Source organism: Hymenobacter canadensis, assembly GCF_027359925.1.
Taxonomy (GTDB): Bacteria; Bacteroidota; Bacteroidia; order Cytophagales; family Hymenobacteraceae; genus Hymenobacter; species Hymenobacter canadensis.
In genome coordinates this window covers 217,931-236,759 of sequence record NZ_CP114768.1, presented here as the reverse complement: position 1 = coordinate 236,759, position 18,829 = coordinate 217,931, and the positions used below count along the sequence as shown (strand labels likewise).

Below are 18,829 nucleotides of genomic sequence, written 5' to 3'. Positions count from 1 at the left end.
TACCTTCGCCTGCCATTTCGTTACCTGCTATAGTTATGCCGCCCCTACTGCCCGCCGACGTTCCCGTTTCCGAAGAGCTGCTGGGCGTGCTGCTCAACGTATCGCTGACCGGGGTAATCATCTTCCGTCCCGTCTACATGGCCGACGGCGTCACCATCACCGATCTGGCCTACGTGCGCCTCAACCCGGCGGCCCAGCAGCTGCTACACCTGCCCGAATGCCCGCCGGAGTCGTTTCTCACGCTGTATCCGCAGGCGCAGGCCACGGGCGTCTTTGGCTTCTACTGCGACGCCTTTTCCTCAGGGCAGGTTGAGCGTCACCAAGTTAATTACCAGGACGATGGGTTGGATGGCTACTTCCACCTGGTGGCCCAGCGCTACGGTCCCGTGCTGGTCGTCAGCTTCACCGACACCAACGACCAGCCCCGTACGGCTGTGGAGGAAGCGCTGCGCCTCAGCCAGGCCCGCGAGCAGGCTGCCCGCGCCGAGGCTGAGCGTGAGCGCAACCTGCTGCAAGTCCTGCTGGCCCAGGCCCCGGTGGCCATCGGTCTGTTTCAGGGTCCCGAGCTGCGTATCACCACCGTGAATGCCCAGATGGCCACCCTCTGGGGGCGCACGCCCGCCCAGGTGCTGGGTCAGCCCCTGCTGGAAGCGCTGCCCGAATTGCGCGGCCAGGGCTTCGATACGCAGTTGGCCCAGGTGCTCGCGACCCAGGTGCCCGTGGTGGGCACCGAAACCCCGGCCCGCATGCTGCGCGACGGCCAGCTGCAAACCACCTACTACAACTTTGTCTACCAGCCCTTGTATGATGTCCAGGGGCAGATGCTGGGCGTGGTCAATGTCGCCGTGGAAGTCACGGAGCAGGTGCGAGCCCGCCAGCACGTGCAGGACCTCAACGAAGAGCTGGCCGCCCTCAACGAGGAATTGCGGGCCAGCAACGAGGAATACCTGGGGGCCAATACGGCCCTGGCCCACTCAGAGCAGGCCTTGCAGCACCTCAACGAGGAGCTGGAAGCGCGCGTGGCGGCCCGCACCGCCGAGGTAGAGCGCCAGCGCCGCCGGCTGGCGGGCTTCCTGGCCCAGGCCCCGGCCGCCATCTGCGTCTACAACGGCCCCGAGTTCGTGTACGAGCTGGTAAACGAGACGTACCAGAACCTGTTTGGCGACCGGCCGCTGCTGGGCCGCCGGCTGCTCGACGCCCTGCCCGAGCTGGCCGACCAACCCGCCTGGCAGTCCCTGCGCGGGGTGTACGATACAGGAGTTCCGTTTCAGGTGGAAGCCCAGTTAGTACCGGTGGCCCGCCACGCCGGCGGGCCGCTGGAAGATCGGTACTTCACCTTCCATTACCAGGCCCGCACCGATGAGCAGGGCCGCACCGACGGGGTGCTGGTCTTTGCCTTCGAAGTCACCGCCCAGGTGAAGGCCCGGCAGGTGAGTGAGGCGGCTACCCGGCAGCTGCGTGTGCTCACCGATGCACTGCCGGTGCTCATCGGCTACCTTGACCAGGAGCAGAAATACCGCTTTGCCAACCGCGCCTACGAGAACTGGTTTCAGCAACGACCCGAAGCGCTGCTGGGCCGGCCCGTGCACACGGTGGTGGGGGATACTGCCTATCAGGCAGTGCGCCCCTACATCGCGCGGGCCCTGGCGGGGGAGCGGCTGGAATTCACGGCCCGGATGCCCTACCGCCCCGACTTCGTCCGGCACATCCACACCGACTACATCCCGGACGTGCAGGCCGACGGCACGGTGGCCGGCTTTTACACCCTGGTGACCGACATCACGGAGCAGGTGCTGGCCCGCGAGCAGGTGCAGCGCCTGAACGAAGAGCTGACGGTTACCAACGAGGAGCTGCACGCGTCGAATACCCAGCTCACGCGCACCAACGTGGACCTGGACACGTTCATTTACACGGCGTCGCATGATTTGAAGCAGCCCATTACCAACATCGAAGGCCTGCTGCTGGCCCTGCACGAGCACCTGCCTACCCAACAGCAGGCCGACCCGGTGGTGGGCCAGCTGCTGGGCCTGATGGGCGGGGCCGTGGAGCGCTTCCGCGTCACCATCGACCAGCTCACCGACATCTCGCGCCTACAACACGCCCAGAACCAGCCGGCCGAGCACGTGCCCCTGGCCCCGATGGTGGAGGACGTACGCCTGGATTTGCTGCCTCAGCTCACCGCCGCCGGCGCGCAGCTCACCGTCGCCGTCGAGCCGGCGCTGACGGTGCTGCTGGCCCCCCGCAACCTGCGCTCGGTGGTGTTCAACCTGCTCAGCAACGCCATCAAGTACCGTCAGCCCGACCAACCGGCCGCCGTCGTGCTTCGTGCCAGCCGCCACGGGGGGCGCGTGGTGCTGGCCGTGCAGGACAACGGCCTGGGCCTGAGCGAGGCCCAGCAAGCGCAGGTGTTCGGGCTGTTCCAGCGCCTGCACACCCACGTGGAGGGCACCGGCGTGGGCCTCTACATGGTAAAACGGGTGGTTGAGAATGCCGGCGGTACCATTGTAGTGCAAAGTGCGCCTGGCCGGGGGACAACCTTTACCGTCACCTTTCCCGTTTAAGTTGGTCGGCTCCTGATGAGCCGGCCGGTTTCTCTACGCGTATGCCTCCCCTGCCGATACCGAGCGTGCTGCTCGTGGATGACGACAGCACCGCCAACTTCCTCCATGCCTTACTGCTGCGCACGATGGGGGTAGCCCGGCAGGTGCTCGTGGCCGAAAACGGCGAACAGGCCCTGCACACCGTGGTGCAGGCCAGTGTTAGTACGCCGGCGGCCTGCCCGGCCCTGATTCTGCTCGACCTGAACATGCCGGTGATGAACGGGCTGGCCTTCCTGGAGGCTTATGCCCAGTTGCCCGCGCCCCAGCAGCAGGCCACGATTATCCTGCTCACCACTTCGCTGCACGAACGTGACCTGGCCCGTGCCCGGGAGCTGCCCATCGCGGGCTTTCTGGAAAAGCCCCTGACGCGGGAGAAAGTCACGGCGCTGTTGCAACAGCACTTCGCGGCGTAAGCATCTCGTTGGCTGGGCTAGTAGCGCCCCTCTATCGAGGTAGCGTGCGGGTTATTTAACATCCCCTGCTGTTCGGGGCGCACTAACTGTGCGGCAGACAAATTCCAGCATCTGCCCTGCCGAAATCATAGCGTGCGGTATGTTCCGTTTTCTGAGCGGAACCCTAATTCCGGTTACTGCTCTTGGCTTGCCGGATGGCTTGCCCGTCTTTCAGGTTGAAACGGTAGGCGAAGCTGAGCCGGTAGCGGGCGGCATTGGGGCTGCTGACCTGGTTGAACACGTAGTTCTCGCCGGTGGTTTGGGTGCGGCGCTTGTCGGAGTTCAGCACGTTGGTGGCGTCCAGCACCAGGGTGGCTTTGTCGCGCAGCAGGTTCTTGCTCAAACCCAGAGTCAGGGTGTGAATGGCCAGGGTCCGGGTCTGGGCATTGCGCTGGGCTCCGGTGAAATTGTAGCGGCCCTGCACCCCAAATTTTGCCGGCAGCTTCACCTGCGCACTGAACCGACCGGTCAGCAACTGGCCCGAAAAATCAAGGTTGCGCTCCTGGTAGCGGCCCTGCTGGGTGAAGGTGTAGCCGTTGAGCTCGGCATTCAGCGGGAGCCATTTCACGGGCGTGTACTGCACCGCCAGCTCCAGGCCCCGGCGGATTTCCCGGCTCAGATTGATGGGCGAGCTGATGAAAGTACCCGCCGCGTCGCGGTAGACATACGTTTGGATAAAGCCCGTATTGCGCTGATAATAAACCGACGGACTAAACGTCAGCGTGCTCCAGTTTCGCAAAAAGCCCAGCTCCACCACGTCGCCGTAAGACGGGTTCAGATCGGGGTTGCCGACGTACTGCGCGTTGAGGTCGGTAAGCTCGTTGAAGGGGTAGAGCATCCACAGCGAGGGCCGGTTGATGCGCTTGCTGTAGTTGAGTTGGGCCGTGGTACTCTCGCCGAACCGGTAGCTCAGGTTAAGGGTCGGGAACAGGCGGTCGTAGCGTTTCTGGCTGTTATAAGTGCCTTCGCGGTCCTGGATAGTGATGCGGGTAAGCTCGGTGCGCAAACCCAGCAAATAGGAAAAGGTCTTGGTTTTGCTGCCAAACTGGGTATACGCGCTGCTGATGAGCTCCTGGTATTGCAGCTGGTTATTGATGCCCTGGAAGATCCTCCAGTCTGCGCCCAGCTGCTCTTCGGCCCGAAAGTCGCTGCTCACCCGGCGGCTTTCGAGCTTGAGGCCGGCTTCCAGCGTGTACCGCTCGCGCAAGGGCTGTACGAGGTCGGTCTGCACCACCAGATCCTGGCTGGCCCCCACCGAGCTGGTCCGGATACCCGGCAAAGCCCGCAGCACGGGAGCGGTGCTGCTCGTGGCCAGCACCCAGTCTTTGTCGCTGTTCCAGAAATCGTATTGCAGGTCGGCGGTGAGCTTGCGGCCGGCCTGGGCGAAGAGGCGGGTGTAATTGAAATCCAGCTGGTTGTAGCTGCGCCGTTCCCACGATTCGCCGGTGCGCACCAAGCTGCTGTCGGGGACACGGCCGGGCAGGGTGTAGTCGTATTGCAGCGTGGTTTTGTCGTGGTCATAGGTCGCGTTTTTCAGGAACGAGGCCGTGAGTGTGTTACGCTCGTTGAGGTAGTAGTCGAACCCGAAGTAGAGCAGGCGGCCGTCGTCGTGGCGGTTCTCGCGTTGCAGCTGGCGCAGGCGGGTCTGGTCGGTGGCCGGGCCGGTCACTTGGTCGGTGCGGTAGCGGCCCACGTAGTCGGTCAGGCGCAGGGCCGCCGTGGCAAACACGTTGAATTGTTTGGACTTATAGCTCAGGCTCGGATTGGCCCGGGTATCGTTCGGCAGACCGCTCACCAACCGGATTTGCCCGCTCAAACCGCCCTTTTTGTTCTTCTTCAGAATCACGTTGATGATGCCGGCGCTGCCGGCCGCGTCATAGCGGGCCGATGGATTGGTGATGACTTCCACCCGCTCGATCTGGTCGGCCGGAATCTGGTCCAGCGCGTTGCTCTGCGTCAGGCCCGAGCGGCGGCCGTTCACCAGCACCGTCACGTTGGGGTTGCCGCGCAGACTCACGCCGCCCGCCGGCGTTACCGCCACCGACGGCACCCCGTTCAGCACATCATTGGCCGAGCCATTCTGCGATAAAATATCCTTCCCCACCTCAAACACCTTCTTGTCGAGCTCCAGGCTGATGGCCGGCCGCTCGCCCGTCACCGTCACCTCACCCAGCTGGGTGGCGTCGGGCGTCAGCCGCACCGTACCCAAATCCAGCCGGCCCGTGCCCGCCGGCAGGGCCTGGCTGAGCGCCTGGTACCCAATGAACCGGAACTCCACCGTCGCGGCCTGCGCGGGAATGCCATCCAGCCGAAATGCCCCGTTCTCGTCGCTGATGCCGCCGGTCAGTAGCTTGTCGGCCGCGTCCTTCACGTTGATGGTGGCATAGGGCACGGGCGCGCCGGAGCCGTGTTCCTGCACCTTGCCGGCCAGGGTGCGGCCGGGGCCGGCGGTGGGCTGGGCCTGGGCCGCCCCGGTCAGGAGCAGCCATAAACAGAGGTAGAGCCATGTTTTCATGCCCCAAGGTTAGGCGACCTTCGAACGGCTTTGAAGCAAATTCATGCCAACGGCTCTATGGCCTTGCCAATAGCAGCAAAGTGCCGTCTGGAGCCTTATACCTTTACATCATGGCCCGATTCCTCTGCTTTTGTCTGCTGCTGCTTGCCCTTGCGTCCTGCCAGTCGGAGGTGCGCTACGCGCCGGCCGACGTCGTGTACCGCCTCGGCGACGACCCGCGCTGGGCCGCCCGGTCGTACGACGACTCCCGCTGGCAACCAGCCCGCGGAGCCACCGGCACCCGCGTGTTCTGGACGCGCACCTGGGTCACACTGCACCAGCGCAACCCCCGCACGCCGCTGGGCACGCAGGTCCATGCATTCGGGGCGTTTGAGGTGTACTGGGACGGCGTCCGCATCGGCCAGAACGGCGAGCTGGCTACCAGCGGGCGGGCCGAGGTGCCCGGCACCGAAGCCAGCTACTACCCGGTACCGGATTCGCTGGCGCAGCCCGGCCGCCACCTCGTGGCCCTGCGCAGCACCCAGGCATACCTCACTGAGGACGAGCGCGGCACCTACGTCCACCTCGACAGCTACCTGCGGCTGCTGCAGGGCCCGCTCATCGTTATGTCGTTCATGAACCTGATGGCCGGCGCCTTCCTCATTGCGGCCATTTATTATCTGTTTCTGCTGCTGAACAGCCGCCGGAAGGAGCCCGCCATTCTGGTGTTCAGCGTCATCTGCTTCCTGTTTTTCGCGCTGCTGATTCTGGAGTACGTCAAGTTCTACCTCGTCATTCCCTACCCGCAGTTTTACCTGCGGCTGGAAGCCATTGGCTGGCTCACGTTTGCCATTTCCCTGCTGGTGCCGCTGTATTTCACCCTCCAGTTTAACCTCCCGCGAAAAGGGCTGCTGGCCGTGGGCATGACGGCGGTGCTCCTGAGCATCTATAGCCTTCATCTGCATCAGTACGACCTCACGGCCATGTATTTTAGCTACGCCATGTGGCTGGCCTCGGTAGCGGTGGTGGCGGCGGCCATGGTCCGGAAGGCCCGGGGGGCGGGCGTGGTGCTGGCCGGGCTGCTGGCCAGCGCGGTGGTCAATTACTTCCTGTTCTATGATTCCGGGCTGTTTATCGGCTACATGCTGCTCGTGCTGTGCATGCTCTACCTGCACACCATCCGGGTGCGGGCCATGGAAACCGAGCACCAGGCCGCCCAGCTGCTGTCGGCACGCCTGAAGCTGGAGCTGCTGAAGAAAAACATCCAGCCCCATTTCATCAAAAACACGCTCACCTCCATGCTCGACTGGGTGGAGGAGTCGCCCCAGGAAGGCGCGGTGTTCATCCACGCCCTGGCCCGGGAGTTCGACATTCTCAACGACATTGCCGAGGCGACGCTCATCCCCGTGAGTCAGGAAATTGAGCTTTGCCGCCACCATTTGCGGGTGATGCAGTTCCGCAAGGAAATCCGCTACGAGCTGGAAACGGCCGGCATCGAGCCCGCCGACCTCATCCCGCCGGCCATCTTCCACACCGTGCTCGAAAACGGCATCACCCACAGCTTGCCCCTGGCCGATGGCAGCATCCGGTTCCGGCTTAGCTTTGAGCGTCTCGGCCGGCATCGGCACTACTCGCTGCTCACCTGCGCCCGCAACCGGCCCGAAACCGGCGACGGCCAGCCCAGCACCGGCTTTCACTACATCGAGGCCCGTCTGCGGGAAAGCTTCGGGAGCCGCTGGGAGTTCAGCTCGCACGCCGTGCCGGAAGGCTGGCTTACGTCCATCAAAATCGGCCCGCTCGCATGAAGATTCTGCTTGTTGAAGACGAAGCCCGCATCGCCCGGCGGCTGGAGCGCATGACCCGCGACTTCTTCGGTTCCCGACTCGAAGCCATGACCATCTGCGATGGGCTACCCCCGGCCCTGCACGCCCTCGAAACCGCCCCGCCCGACCTGCTCCTGCTCGACCTGAACCTGAACGGCCAGGACGGCTTCGACCTGCTGAAAAGCGTCGCGGCCGGCGCCTTTCACACCATCATCATCTCGGCCTACACCGAGAAAGCCATCACCGCCTTCGCCCACGGCGTGCTCGATTTCGTGCCCAAGCCGTTCACCGAAGAGCGCCTCGCGCAGGCTTTTGCCCGCCTGACCAAGACCACGACGGCCAGCAAGCCCAGCAACAGCCTCCAATTTCTCGCCGTGAAGAAGCAGGGTAGCCTGGTCTTGCTTGACATCAAAGACCTGCTCTACATCAAAGGGGCCGGCATCTACACCGAGCTGCACCTGCAAAACGGCAAAAAAGAGCTGCACGACAAGTCCCTCGAAAAGCTGGCGCAGCTACTGCCCGCTTCCTTCGAGCGCATCCACAAGTCCTACATCGTCTGCCTCGCGCAGGCCGAAAGAATCATTGTGCACGAAGGCAGCAGCTACCAGCTGCTCCTCAAAAACGGGGAACTGCTGCCCATTGGCCGCTCCCGCTATAAGGAGCTACGCAGCAAAATGGGCTGACATTTGACTCTGCTCAAATTCCTGCAGAATGCCCATATCCTACGGCGACTATACAACTAGCCAGCCGCAATCTGCCGCGGCGTTCCTGCCGGAAATTTCGGTTTTCCCTCTCTCGCTACCCGGTTTTCCATACCGCACCCGCTGCCTGATCGGGCGGGCGGCATGAGCTGGTCGCTGGTAGTTGGTGCTTCCGAATCCTTTAGGGGCTACTGTCAGCTTTGAAAGTCCCGGGCGACTCGCCGGCAACGACCACAGGCATGCCTGACACCCTCTACTTTGCGCCACGTTGCTGCTGGGAAGCCTGGGGGCGGCAAGCTCCTTAGCAGCCTGACTCGCCCAAGGCTACAGCACCGCCGGCGCTTCAGGCCAGAATTACCCGGGTCGAGCGTGCCCTCTCCGCGCCCGTCGTGATACAACCCGATCAGAGGATGGCCCTGGCAGCGCGCATGGCATCTTACAAGGCTCCCGCCGTGGGCATTGCCCTGATCAAGAACGGCCGGGTCTGAATGGGCCCGGGCGTACGGCGCGGGCGTACGGCGTAGCCGACAGCGCCAGCCAGCAGCCGGCCACCGGGCAGATGCTGTTCTAGGCGGGTTCGGTCAGCAAGTCGGTCAGCGCCATCGGGGCCCTGGGTACTACCTCCTGTCGCTCATCATTTCAGTGCCCTCCTCCCCTACCCTGTTACTGAGCTTGTGGCTTCCGTTGCTTTCGCCTACCAGCATACTGCCGAACTCATAGGGCTGCTGGTGCTGCGCCAACACAACTGCCGCAACCTGCAGCTACGACTGGCAGCATTGGGTTTCTCGTCGCTGGTATGGGTCGAGCCTCACTCCCTGGCTACCGTCGAATCGGTGCGGGCTGTGCTGCACGCCTTATTGATACCCGACTCAAGGGAACCCGACCCAAACCCGAAAGTTGACCCGGGTCACCGAACTCTCCACCAATTCAGGCAGAACCCTTACCGATGGGCAATTAACACGACTGCTCCTCCCTCTTTGAGGCTATCGGCTCTTCGCCGACAAAGAGAATACGCGACACCGCTGTTTCCCAAAGTTGCTCGCTACCCTGAAAGCAGGTTAGCAGCTCCTGAATATGGTCTTGCATAAGGCCAGTATTGAGGAGGCAACTATCAACTTATTTCAGGACCAGACATTTTAGCGACTTCAGTTTCACCCTAGCTGCCGGCCGCTTATTTTCCATTAAGCTGGCCGAAAATCCGGCAAATTATCAATCGTTTATGAGAAGCAAGTAGTCGCAACAGACCCTACTCCTACTTAGGAATAAATCTTCAAATAACAGTTCTTACCCGTATACATTATTGCTATTACAAACTGATAACAAAGCTATTGAATCAATAATTTACACCTCTTTCCAAACCTGTTTGTAGGTGCAGTTTTCCGTGTTAAACACAGAGTTTTTTTAAGAATTAATGCGTGTGTATTTGCACCTTATTTTAGGTGTAAATACACACGCATTAACAGGTGCGCTTATACACCCTTTTCGTACTTCTTTTGCTCCCGCTGGATCTTCTCCAGGATGGCCTCTAACAGCCAGTCCTGGGTCGAGATTCCCAGCTTCGGGCTGGTTGGCTTACGAGGACGTTTCGCGCGCAGCTCATCAATAAAGGCAAGTGTTGAGGCCGGCAGCTTGATATTGAAGTTCTTGAGTCTGACACTGGTTGCTTCGAGGGGCAGCGACGTACTGCCACGATTGATGACGGCCTCAATCTTCTTCTCATCCAGGGTCGGCGCTGGGGGTACCGCCGCGGGGAGTTTGCGAACGGGGGGCTTGGAAATGGCCATACTATTGCGTGACGTGACGAAATAAAACATTGAGCTCCGCGACGGCCTTCTCGTCTACAGGCGTGTACTCGAAGACGGACAGGCCTTTGCTGGCGGCCGTAGCAAAAGCCTTGCGGTTAACGACCGGGAAATCCACGAAATTGAGTTCTTCATTTTCCCGCAGCACTTCCATGGCTTCGGCGTTATCCACTCCCCGCGTATCCGCCTTATTAAGAAAAGAGAAGGTCTGCAGAGGGCTGGTCCGCACGTCCTGCACTTCGGACAGCAGGGATAATACTTTCGAGAGCGTCCAGATTTCGTACGATCTAGGCGCAAACGGCAGCAGGTACCGATCAGACACGAACAAGGCGGCCCGCTGACTGGAGGTATCACGCCCGCCAGTGTCAATGATGATGTGGGTGTATTTGGGTCTGAGTAGTTCTACCTGGCGCCGTACCAGCGCTCCGGTTAACTGCACCAGGGTGTAGCCCAGCTCCCCATTGCGGGTTTCGCCCCGCCACGCGGTGAAGTCTGATGAGCTTTCCTGTTCATCGGCATCCACCAACAGCACGTCATGGCCTTGGCGGGAAAGCCAGACAGCAAGGTTAGTGGAAATGGTAGACTTACCAGTACCTCCTTTTATTCCTCCTACAGTGATTACCATGCAATTACAAGAGTTTTTTAGGTGTTAAAAAGGGTGCGATAACAGGTGCTATTGCTTGTAAGAACAACACCTTACTTCAGGTGCAATAACACACCTGAAATAAGGTGTTATTGTTTGTAAGAACAACACCTTGCTTCAGGTGTATTATTGCACCTGAAATAAGGTGTTATTGTTTGTAAGAACAACACCTTGCTTCAGGTGTATTATTGCACCTGAAATAAGGTGTTATTGCTTGTAAGATTAACACCTTGCTTCAGGTGCATTATTGCACCTGAAATTACACCTCTTTGATAACTCAAAAATGGGTGCAAAATTCCTGGTATCCTAGAGTGCAAAACAAACCTTTTTTAAGGTGTGATAACAGGTGTGCTTTACAATGAGCTTACAGGTGCTTTTCGGGCAGCAAAACCGAAACGCTTTGCCTGATCTATGAGGATTAAACAAGGTTCAGAACAGGGTGTAGAAAAAGGTTGAAAACAAGGTGCAATAACACACCTTTTTTCGCACTCATAGCAAGGTGCGTGTAAGGACCATATTTGCTGAATAGAATCGGTTTCTGACGGTCAGTCAGTAGGGGAGGTGGCACCGAGGGGTGCAAGCTATGACGGCCGCGCTGCGGCTCAGCCAAGCTTTGTCCAGGCCTGTGCATTGTTATCCTGCGCGTTCGAATCCCAGGCGCAACTCCGGCTGACTTCGAAGCGGACACTGCCTCCCTCGCAGCCAACAACGAAGCCCAGGACCCGCAGGCAGCAGTGCAGGTGGCAGTACCCAACCGGGAGGGGAGGGGAGGGGAGGGGAGGGGAGGGGAGGGGAGGGGCTGACGAGTCACCTGTTTCAGGTCCCACTGTCGGCAATGGCCCGTGTGGAGGCCGGGCGGGTGCAGCACTCCGGCACGTATGCCGGCCGCAGCTGTCCGGCTGGCTCATGAGGATTGAATCTGCTCAACGGCCGTGTGCACCAACACCAGCATTTCTTCGGCTCCACAGGCACCGACCTGCCCGTGGATGAGCCCCGCAGCCCAGGCCCGGCGCTATTCCCCATGCTACTTCGGGCCCCGCTGTTACCTGCCGAAAACTACGCATTGGCACCGAGGAAGAAGTGATGCTTTGGCAGCTGACTTTGCGGTAGCATCTGCTGCTATCCTTGATTGAGCAGCGCCGGGCAATCCTCAAGCCCGGGCCCGGCCCGCCACTACGGCCACCATGGCGCCCCTATGGCAGGCCTGCGAGCTGCTGCTGGCCGATACTGCCGGCACCGTGGCGGCCGGGGGAGATGAGCGGGCCCCAGCCCGTACGAAGCTCAGAACGGAGGCGCCAGCGGCCCTATGTGGTTGGCAGGCGGCGCTGAAAGTGCAGCTGCAGAATCTGGTCGATTTTCTCCTGGGTGAGGGGCTTGCTGACCAGGCCGGCAATGTTGAGCTCTTCGAGGCGGCTCAGGTCGCTGGCGTCCATGGTGGTGGTGAGCATGATGATGACCGTAGCCCCACGCTGCGCAGCTGGCAGCTGGCGGTAAGCTTCGAGAAAGGCAATGCCCCCCATACCGGGCATATTCACGTCGAGCAGGATGAGGGCAGGCTCGTCGGAGCCGGCCGTGCGGGCGATGATTTCTAGGGCTTTGGCCCCGTCCTCGGCCGTAAGCAGGTGGTCGGTCACATCGAGCTGTTTGAAGAGCAGCTCGTTTAGGAAATTATTGATCGAATCGTCGTCGACCAGCAGCACGCTGGAAAGCTTTTCCATGAAATGGATAATGGTGAAGCCGGCCTAAGCGGGCAGTGAAACCGTGAACGTGGAGCCAACCCCAGGCTGGCTTTCCACAATGATGGTGCCGCCGGCATTGTCGACCAGGCGCTTGACGGTAAACAGGCCCACGCCCGAGCCATCGACGTGGGTGTGCAGGCGGCGGAACATGCCGAACAGCTCGCCCTGCTGCGCCTCGGTGAGGCCCAGGCCGTTGTCCTGCACGGCCAGCACGAGGTGGCCGGGAGTGCAGTGGGCACGCAGCTGCACCTGGGCTGGGCGGTCATAGTCGCGGTACTTGACGGCGTTGCTAAGCAGGTTGTACACCACCGAGCGCAGGGTTTTGGGGGCCACGCGCACGGCGCGGCAGCCATCCACATCCACGGCGAGAACAACGGGGGCAGTGTCGAGAAGCGGAGCCAGGTCGAGGCGCACCCCGTTGATGAGGACGGGCAGGTCAACGGTTTCGGGGTCTTCGGTCTGTTGCAGCTGAGAGATGTCGGTGAGGTGGCCGATGGTCTGCTGGAAGCGCGCTACCGAGTCCTCCATCATCTCAAGCAGCCGCGGCACCAGATCGGCTTGCAGGGTTGCGGGGGGCAGCTGCTGGCGCAGCGCCAGCAGCAGGCCTTCGATGTTGGAAATCGGGGCTTTGAGGTCGTGCGAGGCCGTGTAAACGAAGGTATCGAGGTCGGTGTTGGTGCGGGTGAGGCGGCGGTTGGTGTCAGCCAGCTCCAGGTTGGTGGCCTGCATCTCCTCGTTCAGAATTTGCACCTGCTGGCGGGCCAGCACCTGGTCGGTGACTTCGATGCCAATGGCAATCACCCCGGACACGCGCGCCTGTTCATCGTAGAGGGGCTGAAACTCAAAATTGACGTAGCCCAGCGCGGGCCGGCCGGTATCAGCACGGTCCAGCGTTAGCGGCGTTTCGGTGACGGTAAAGCCTTCCCCCGTTTGCAGCACCCTCGCCAGAATGGCCTCAAAACCCTGGCCGGCGGAATCGGGCAAGGCCTCGAAATAGGGTCGGCCCAGCACCTGCGCGGGGTGCCGGCCCCAGATGTCACCCACGGCCGCATTAGCCAGCTCGATAACCAGGTCGGGGCCGCGCAGGATGGCAATAGCCACCGGAGCCTGCTCGAAAATCCGCTGCAATTCCTGCTGCCGGGCCTCGCGCTCCTGGCGGGCCAGCACCTGCTCGCTCACGTCGTACACGAAGGCGGCCACACCCACGATGCGGTCGTCCTCGCGGTAGGCCTGGTAGGCAAAAGTGACGTAGCGCGGGCTGCCGGGCTGCAGCTCGGCCAGCGCCATTTCGAGGACCACCTGCGGCTCGCCGGTTTCAAACACGCGGTCAATCAGGTTTACCAGCCCGGCCATTTTAAGGCGCGGGTACACTTCGGCCAGGGTGCGGCCGTGCAGCGAGCCGGTCCACTCCTCGGGCGGAAACAGCTCTTCAAAGGCGGGATTGAAGTAGTCGATGCGGTGGTCGGGCTCACGCAGCAGCACAATGGCGGCCGGCGTCTGCTCAAATATCTGGTAGAGGTCCTGCCGCTGCCGGGCCTGGCGCTGCATGGCGGCCAGCAGGCCGGCCTGCAGGGTTTCGGCCTGTTTGCGGGCCAGCACCTGCTCGGTTACATCCACGGCGAAGGCCAGCAGCCCCTGGCACTGGCCCTGCGCATCGTTAAGCGGCTGGTAGGTGAAGTTGAGGTATTGCTGGATGGCGGAGCCGGTGGGCTGCGCCAGCATAATGGCAATTTCAGTGCCGTGGTACGGCTGCCCGGTGGCATACACCTGGTCGAGCAGGGCCACATACCCTTGTTCAATCGTTTCGGGCAGCACTTCGCCCAGGGATTTGCCCAGCACCGCCCGGCCGCCGACAAGCTGCTGATAGGCGGTATTGAAAAAGGAAAGCCGGTGCGCTGGCCCGCTGAAGGTGGCAATGCAGGCCGGCACCTGGCCCAGAATCTGGCCCAGCAGGGCTTGCTGCGCCCACAGCTGTTCGCGCTGGCTTTCGGCATCGTGCAGGGCGGCCCGGGCTTCGGCCGAGCGGGCCGTGACCCGCATTTCCAACTCTTCGTTGAGCTGCTGCACCTGCTGGCGGGCCAGCACCTGCTCCGTCACTTCGTTGGCCACCACCATCGCACCCGTAATGCGACCGTCGGCCTCGCGCATGGGCACATACACGAAATCCCAGTACACGGTTTCGCGGCTGCCGTTGCGGTCGTGCTGGGCCGCCATGGCCTGGGCCACATGGGGCACGCCGGTGGCCATCACGCCATCGAGCAGCTCCTCATAGCCCATGCCGGCCACTTCGGGCAGCGCCTCAAACAGGCCTTTGCCGACGATTTGCTCCGGCGTGCGGCCCCACAGCCGGCACACGGTGGAGTTGGCCAGCTCAATGACGTAGTTCGGTCCCCGGTATACGGCAATGGCCAAAGGAGCCTGCTCGAATACGCGCTCCAGCTCGCCGCGCTGCCGCTCGGCCTCGGTGCGGGCAACCTGCTCCCGGGCCTGGCTCGCGCGCAGGGCTTCTTCTACCGTCGTGCGAGGCAGATTATCGTCGCTGGTGAAGCTCACCAGCAGGCCGTCGTCCAGCCGGGTGGCCTGAATGCTGATCAGGATGTCGTACTCATCGGCCTGGTAAAACTGGTCGCGCTGGGCTGGTACACCGGCCAGATACGTGTCTCGATGGAAGGCAAACACGCCGCTTTCCACGGTGTCCGGCCACTGCTGCAGGTAGCTGGCAATAGGCCGGGCGGGCAGAGCCAGCAGCCGCTGGGCGGCGGCATTGAGGTAGGCAAACTGAAAATCAACAACCTCGCCGGCCTTATTGAGCACCGGAGTGTAGTACAAGATGCCGTTGGGCAGCAGGTCCAGCAAAACCGGGAGCGTGGTGGCGGGCAGGCCCGGAATCGAAGCGAGGGTCATAGGGGGGATAGAAGCAGCTAAAGGTACTTTGCGCATACCCCCGTACGCAAATCAGCATCATCCGGGACATAATGTCCAACAATCAGCGTGGCAGCGGCTCCGGCCCGGCCTCTTACTCAGGCTGGAGGAAGGGGCCGGGCCGGAGCAGCGCGCAGGAAACTGCCTACCTGATCAGCAACCAAAACAACGACGGCATACCGTTCTGCCATCAGCGGCCGTTACCGAACATCAAACCCGCTACGCCCTTGCTCAACCGCCGCTGGCGGATGACGGGAGCCACGGCGGATATTGCGGGCCGGCAGCCCGGTTACCGGCAGGCGCCGCCGCGCACCGGCCTGCGGATCATTCAACCAACGTATCGCCAAACAAGATGAGAAATGTATCCCGGCGTGGGTTCGTCGAGCAGCTCGGGGTAGGGCTGGGGGTCTCGCTGCTGTTGCCCTCCTTTGCCGCACCTGCGCAGCCGCAAAACCCGAGATATGCCGGCAAAAAGCTTCAGGTGGCGCTTTGCGGCCTGGGCCGGTATGCCAATCTGGTCCGCGAGGGCCTGGCCGAATCGCAGTATTGCCAGTTGGCGGGCATCGTAACCGGTACGCCGGCCAAGGCCGCCCGGTGGAAAGCTGATTACCACATCCCCGAAAAGAACTGCTACTCTTACCAGGATTTCGATAAGATCCTCACCAACAAGAGCATCGATCTGGTGTACATCACCCTGCCCAACGGCCTGCACAAGGAGTTTACGCTGCGGGCGGCCAAAGCCGGCAAGCACGTGATTGTGGAGAAGCCCATGGCCCTGACGGAGCAGGATTGCCAGGAAATGATAGCGGCCTGCCGGCAGGCCGGCGTGCAGCTGGCCGTGGGCTACCGGCTGCACTACGAGCCGCACCACCTCGAGCTTCAGCGGCTGGGCCAGCAAAAAGTGTTCGGGCAGGTGCGCCTGATTGAGGCTTCGCTCGGCTACCGGCTGGCCGACATCGACCCCCAGGACTGGCACCTGAGCAAGGCGCTGGCCGGGGGCGGGCCGCTGATGAATCTGGGCGTGTACTGCATCCAGAGCGGCCGCTACGTGCTGGGCGAAGAGCCGGTGGCCGTGACGGCCCAGTTCGGCCCCGTCACCATGCCCGGCCTGTTCACAGAGGTGGAAGAGTCCGTCAGCTGGCAGCTGCATTTTCCCAGTGGCGCCGTGTGCACCTCCACTGCCACCGCTTCCTGCAACATCGACCGGTTCTTCGCCTCGGCCGACTCGGGCTCGTTCGAGCTCAGCCCGGGCCTGAGCTACGGGCCGTTCAGGGGCAAAAGCAGCCGGGGCGCATTCAACTTCCCGGTCATCAACCAGCAGGCTGCTCAGCTCGACGGCATTGCGCCTTACATTCTGGACAGCAAACCGCTGCCCGCCCATATTTCCGGGGAAGAAGGCCGCAAGGATCTGCGGGTGCTGGTCGGCATTTACAAGGCGGCAAAAACCGGGAAGCGAGTAGCGCTACGCAGCAACTGAGCACTGCTTGCCGCCGGCTCTTTCGCACCAATAACCATTTGCAAACCAAGTTTTAGGCCATACGGCGCCACCGCTGGGCCAGCACTACTTGAGGGTGGCGTACAGGCCGGTGAACTCCGACTTCAGCAGGTTGACAGTGGCGCCGCCCAGGTTGTCAAAGACCTTGTTGCCCGCCTCAAAGTCACGGAGCAAAGGATGGGTGGCCTTCATCAGCTTGGCCATCAGGTTTTCATCATCGCCGATGAAGCCCATTACGTGCTGAATCTGGGGGCCGGTGAGTTTAAGCTTTTGCAGGCGCGTGACGATGCGCTGCTGCAGTGTGGGCAGCTCCGCATCCAGCGAGAGGCTCATCTGCTCCTGAGGGGCCCTGGAACGCGCGACAGGGCCGGCCTTGGCCGGGGGCAGGCCTTCCTTCGTGAGCTTGGTCAGCGCCTGCGGGATGGTGAAGCGGATGGCCTGCACCTTTTTTCCCTCCTTAACCGGCTCATACACCACAATCCAGCCCAGCGAGTGCAGCTCACGCAGGGCCGGCTCCAGCACGTAGCGCTTGAAGTCGTAGAAGAGCGTGTAGGTCACGTCGTTGTCGTCGCCGAGCACCTGCTTGCGCAGCACATCAAACTCCACCTCCCAGATGCCCACGTCGTCCCAGGACTTGAGCAGCCAGAACAGCCGGTGCGCGTGGGCTGATTTCAGCGTCAGCAGGCTTTCAATTTCCACGTGGGTGTACTGCTCGGCCAGCTGCAGCAGAAACGGCTTGATTTCCGGGGCAAAATTGCCGGTCAGAAAGCCGGTTCCCTCGTTCAGGTCGATGTAGCTGATGATGGAGTAGGCCGTGAAGCGCTTCTTGTTACCCGTCTGGGTTTCAATGCTTACCACCTTCGACATCAGACTCCGGCAGGCGTCGCGAATGGTTTCGTAGACGCTTCCGCCTTTTTTCTGGGTCATCACGCGGCCCAGCGGAATGCTAATTCCCGGCAGCTCCGTCTGGTCCTGGTGAATGCAGCTCAGGGCCAGCGCAAAGATGCGCGCCTCAATGTGCGTCAGCTTGAGCGGGGCCCTGACCAGCGCATTGGCCTGGTAGGCCCGGGGATACTGGGGCGGAACGGGAATAGCAGGCAGCATAGGCGATAGGACGCATAAGGCAAATACGTCACGAATATAGCCGGATCTGCGTGAAAACCTACCGCGGTTCACGCAAGGAATTCAGAGTGCCATTTTTCACGTAGATGCGTTCTGCTTGCCGGTCACACTGTAGCGGTGCCATTTTTCACGTAGATGCCCGGGGCTGGTTAGCAGCTCAGTCCACGAAAGGGGCCGAGTGCCATTTTTCACGTAGATGGTGCCATTTTTCACGCAGCAGAGTGCCGTTTTTCACGTAGATGGTGCCATTTTTCACGTAGATGGTGCCATTTTTCACGCAGCAGAGTGCCGTTTTTCACGTAGATAATCGTTGTAATAAATTATCAATCAATGTGTTACGCCTCCCTGAATATAGAATAGTATTAGAATAGCTTAGAATACAGAAGAGGGCTCTGCTTTTTTTTTTGAAAAAATGAGTTTTCCCGGTACCTCAAAAAAGGCCGTTGGAAGGGCTGATTCAGGCCTTTTAGGGGTGTTCTGCCGGTCACGGCAGGAATCAGGCGAGGCGTACGGCGCTGATTGTATGATCTCTCCGGGCAACTACGTGAAAAATGGCACCCTGCATTCCTTCGCTCCCAAAACAGCCCGTGGGGAAGACAGAATTCTTCTGCGTGAAAAATGGCACTTCCGGCCCGGCTCATCGGCCGCCAGGGTGGTCCGGATGCCGGATGTGCGAACCGGCAGACATTTCCTCTCTGCTCCGGCCCCTACCCCTAAGCCTTCACCGACGCCACACAAGCCGCCCAACCGGAGGGCAATACTGGCTTCCGGTGGCACGGCCTCGGCAGCAGTGGCGGTGGGTGTCTCCGGTACGGGTTTGTTGGTGCTGGCCATCGTCGGTATCACCGTATCAGACGCAAAGGCCGGTGGGGCAGGAGGGAGCCCAGGCTCAGGTTGTTTCGTGGCGATACGCGGTGAATGCCGTTGTAAATCAATACCTGCTTTTACACGCGCATTTAGGTGTAAAAACAGGTGCGTATCTAGTTGTTAATGCGGGTGGGTTTATTGTGGTTTTATGCCTTATTAACAGCTGATT

At 61.2% G+C, this 18,829-nt stretch carries 11 protein-coding genes; 5 read left to right on the top strand and 6 right to left on the bottom strand.

From position 1 onward, the window contains the following. Nucleotides 1-35: 35 nt before the first annotated feature. Nucleotides 36-2,561, top strand: coding sequence for a PAS domain-containing protein (locus tag O3303_RS20495; protein WP_269561983.1), 2,526 nt, complete (start codon nucleotides 36-38; stop codon nucleotides 2,559-2,561). Nucleotides 2,562-2,602: 41 nt separating this feature from the next. Next, complete coding sequence (locus O3303_RS20490; protein ID WP_269561982.1) at nucleotides 2,603-3,013, top strand: response regulator; 411 nt, start codon at nucleotides 2,603-2,605, stop codon at nucleotides 3,011-3,013. Between the two features lie 163 nt (nucleotides 3,014-3,176). Here O3303_RS20490 and O3303_RS20485 read toward each other — a convergent pair whose 3' ends face one another. Next, complete coding sequence (locus tag O3303_RS20485; RefSeq protein ID WP_269561981.1) at nucleotides 3,177-5,567, bottom strand: TonB-dependent receptor; 2,391 nt, start codon at nucleotides 5,565-5,567, stop codon at nucleotides 3,177-3,179. 110 nt (nucleotides 5,568-5,677) lie between these two features. Here O3303_RS20485 and O3303_RS20480 point away from each other — a divergent pair, with 110 nt between their 5' ends. Both O3303_RS20480 and O3303_RS20475 read left to right on the top strand, forming a co-directional pair. After that, entirely contained in the window at nucleotides 5,678-7,351 is a 1,674-nt protein-coding gene (locus O3303_RS20480) for a histidine kinase (protein ID WP_269561980.1), read from the top strand. Further along, nucleotides 7,348-8,052: a LytR/AlgR family response regulator transcription factor gene (locus O3303_RS20475; RefSeq protein ID WP_269561979.1), complete on the top strand. Its 705-nt coding sequence runs from the start codon at nucleotides 7,348-7,350 to the stop codon at nucleotides 8,050-8,052. Before O3303_RS20480 ends, O3303_RS20475 begins: the two co-directional genes overlap by 4 nt. A gap of 1,487 nt (nucleotides 8,053-9,539) precedes the next feature. Here the strand turns inward: O3303_RS20475 and O3303_RS20470 are convergent. The 4 genes from O3303_RS20470 to O3303_RS20455 all read right to left on the bottom strand — a co-directional run bounded on the left by O3303_RS20470 (nucleotide 9,540) and on the right by O3303_RS20455 (nucleotide 15,158). Further along, a complete protein-coding gene (locus tag O3303_RS20470; RefSeq protein ID WP_269561978.1) occupies nucleotides 9,540-9,854 on the bottom strand; it encodes a hypothetical protein in 315 nt (104 codons plus the stop codon). Between the two features lies 1 nt (nucleotide 9,855). Further along, complete coding sequence (locus tag O3303_RS20465; protein ID WP_269561977.1) at nucleotides 9,856-10,497, bottom strand: nucleotide-binding protein; 642 nt, start codon at nucleotides 10,495-10,497, stop codon at nucleotides 9,856-9,858. 1,322 nt (nucleotides 10,498-11,819) lie between these two features. Further along, entirely contained in the window at nucleotides 11,820-12,233 is a 414-nt protein-coding gene (locus tag O3303_RS20460) for a response regulator (RefSeq protein ID WP_269561976.1), read from the bottom strand. 24 nt (nucleotides 12,234-12,257) lie between these two features. Continuing rightward, nucleotides 12,258-15,158, bottom strand: coding sequence for a PAS domain-containing sensor histidine kinase (locus O3303_RS20455; RefSeq protein WP_269561975.1), 2,901 nt, complete (start codon nucleotides 15,156-15,158; stop codon nucleotides 12,258-12,260). Between the two features lie 370 nt (nucleotides 15,159-15,528). On the opposite strand from O3303_RS20455, the gene O3303_RS20450 reads away from it, so the two are divergent. Beyond that, a complete protein-coding gene (locus tag O3303_RS20450; protein ID WP_269561974.1) occupies nucleotides 15,529-16,653 on the top strand; it encodes a Gfo/Idh/MocA family protein in 1,125 nt (374 codons plus the stop codon). A gap of 84 nt (nucleotides 16,654-16,737) precedes the next feature. Here O3303_RS20450 and O3303_RS20445 read toward each other — a convergent pair whose 3' ends face one another. Beyond that, nucleotides 16,738-17,775, bottom strand: a complete 1,038-nt coding sequence (locus O3303_RS20445; RefSeq protein WP_269561973.1) for a replication initiation protein — start codon at nucleotides 17,773-17,775, stop codon at nucleotides 16,738-16,740. Nucleotides 17,776-18,829: the final 1,054 nt, after the last annotated feature.

Excerpts from the sequence above, each read along its gene's own strand:
- O3303_RS20495 (WP_269561983.1), top strand. The coding sequence starts at position 36 with ATGCCGCCCCTACTGCCCGCCGACGTTCCCGTTTCCGAAGAGCTGCTG.
- O3303_RS20490 (WP_269561982.1), top strand. The coding sequence starts at position 2,603 with ATGCCTCCCCTGCCGATACCGAGCGTGCTGCTCGTGGATGACGACAGC.
- O3303_RS20485 (WP_269561981.1), bottom strand. The coding sequence starts at position 5,567 with ATGAAAACATGGCTCTACCTCTGTTTATGGCTGCTCCTGACCGGGGCG.
- O3303_RS20480 (WP_269561980.1), top strand. The coding sequence starts at position 5,678 with ATGGCCCGATTCCTCTGCTTTTGTCTGCTGCTGCTTGCCCTTGCGTCC.
- O3303_RS20475 (WP_269561979.1), top strand. The coding sequence starts at position 7,348 with ATGAAGATTCTGCTTGTTGAAGACGAAGCCCGCATCGCCCGGCGGCTG.
- O3303_RS20470 (WP_269561978.1), bottom strand. The coding sequence starts at position 9,854 with ATGGCCATTTCCAAGCCCCCCGTTCGCAAACTCCCCGCGGCGGTACCC.
- O3303_RS20465 (WP_269561977.1), bottom strand. The coding sequence starts at position 10,497 with ATGGTAATCACTGTAGGAGGAATAAAAGGAGGTACTGGTAAGTCTACC.
- O3303_RS20460 (WP_269561976.1), bottom strand. The coding sequence starts at position 12,233 with ATGGAAAAGCTTTCCAGCGTGCTGCTGGTCGACGACGATTCGATCAAT.
- O3303_RS20455 (WP_269561975.1), bottom strand. The coding sequence starts at position 15,158 with ATGACCCTCGCTTCGATTCCGGGCCTGCCCGCCACCACGCTCCCGGTT.
- O3303_RS20450 (WP_269561974.1), top strand. The coding sequence starts at position 15,529 with ATGAGAAATGTATCCCGGCGTGGGTTCGTCGAGCAGCTCGGGGTAGGG.
- O3303_RS20445 (WP_269561973.1), bottom strand. The coding sequence starts at position 17,775 with ATGCTGCCTGCTATTCCCGTTCCGCCCCAGTATCCCCGGGCCTACCAG.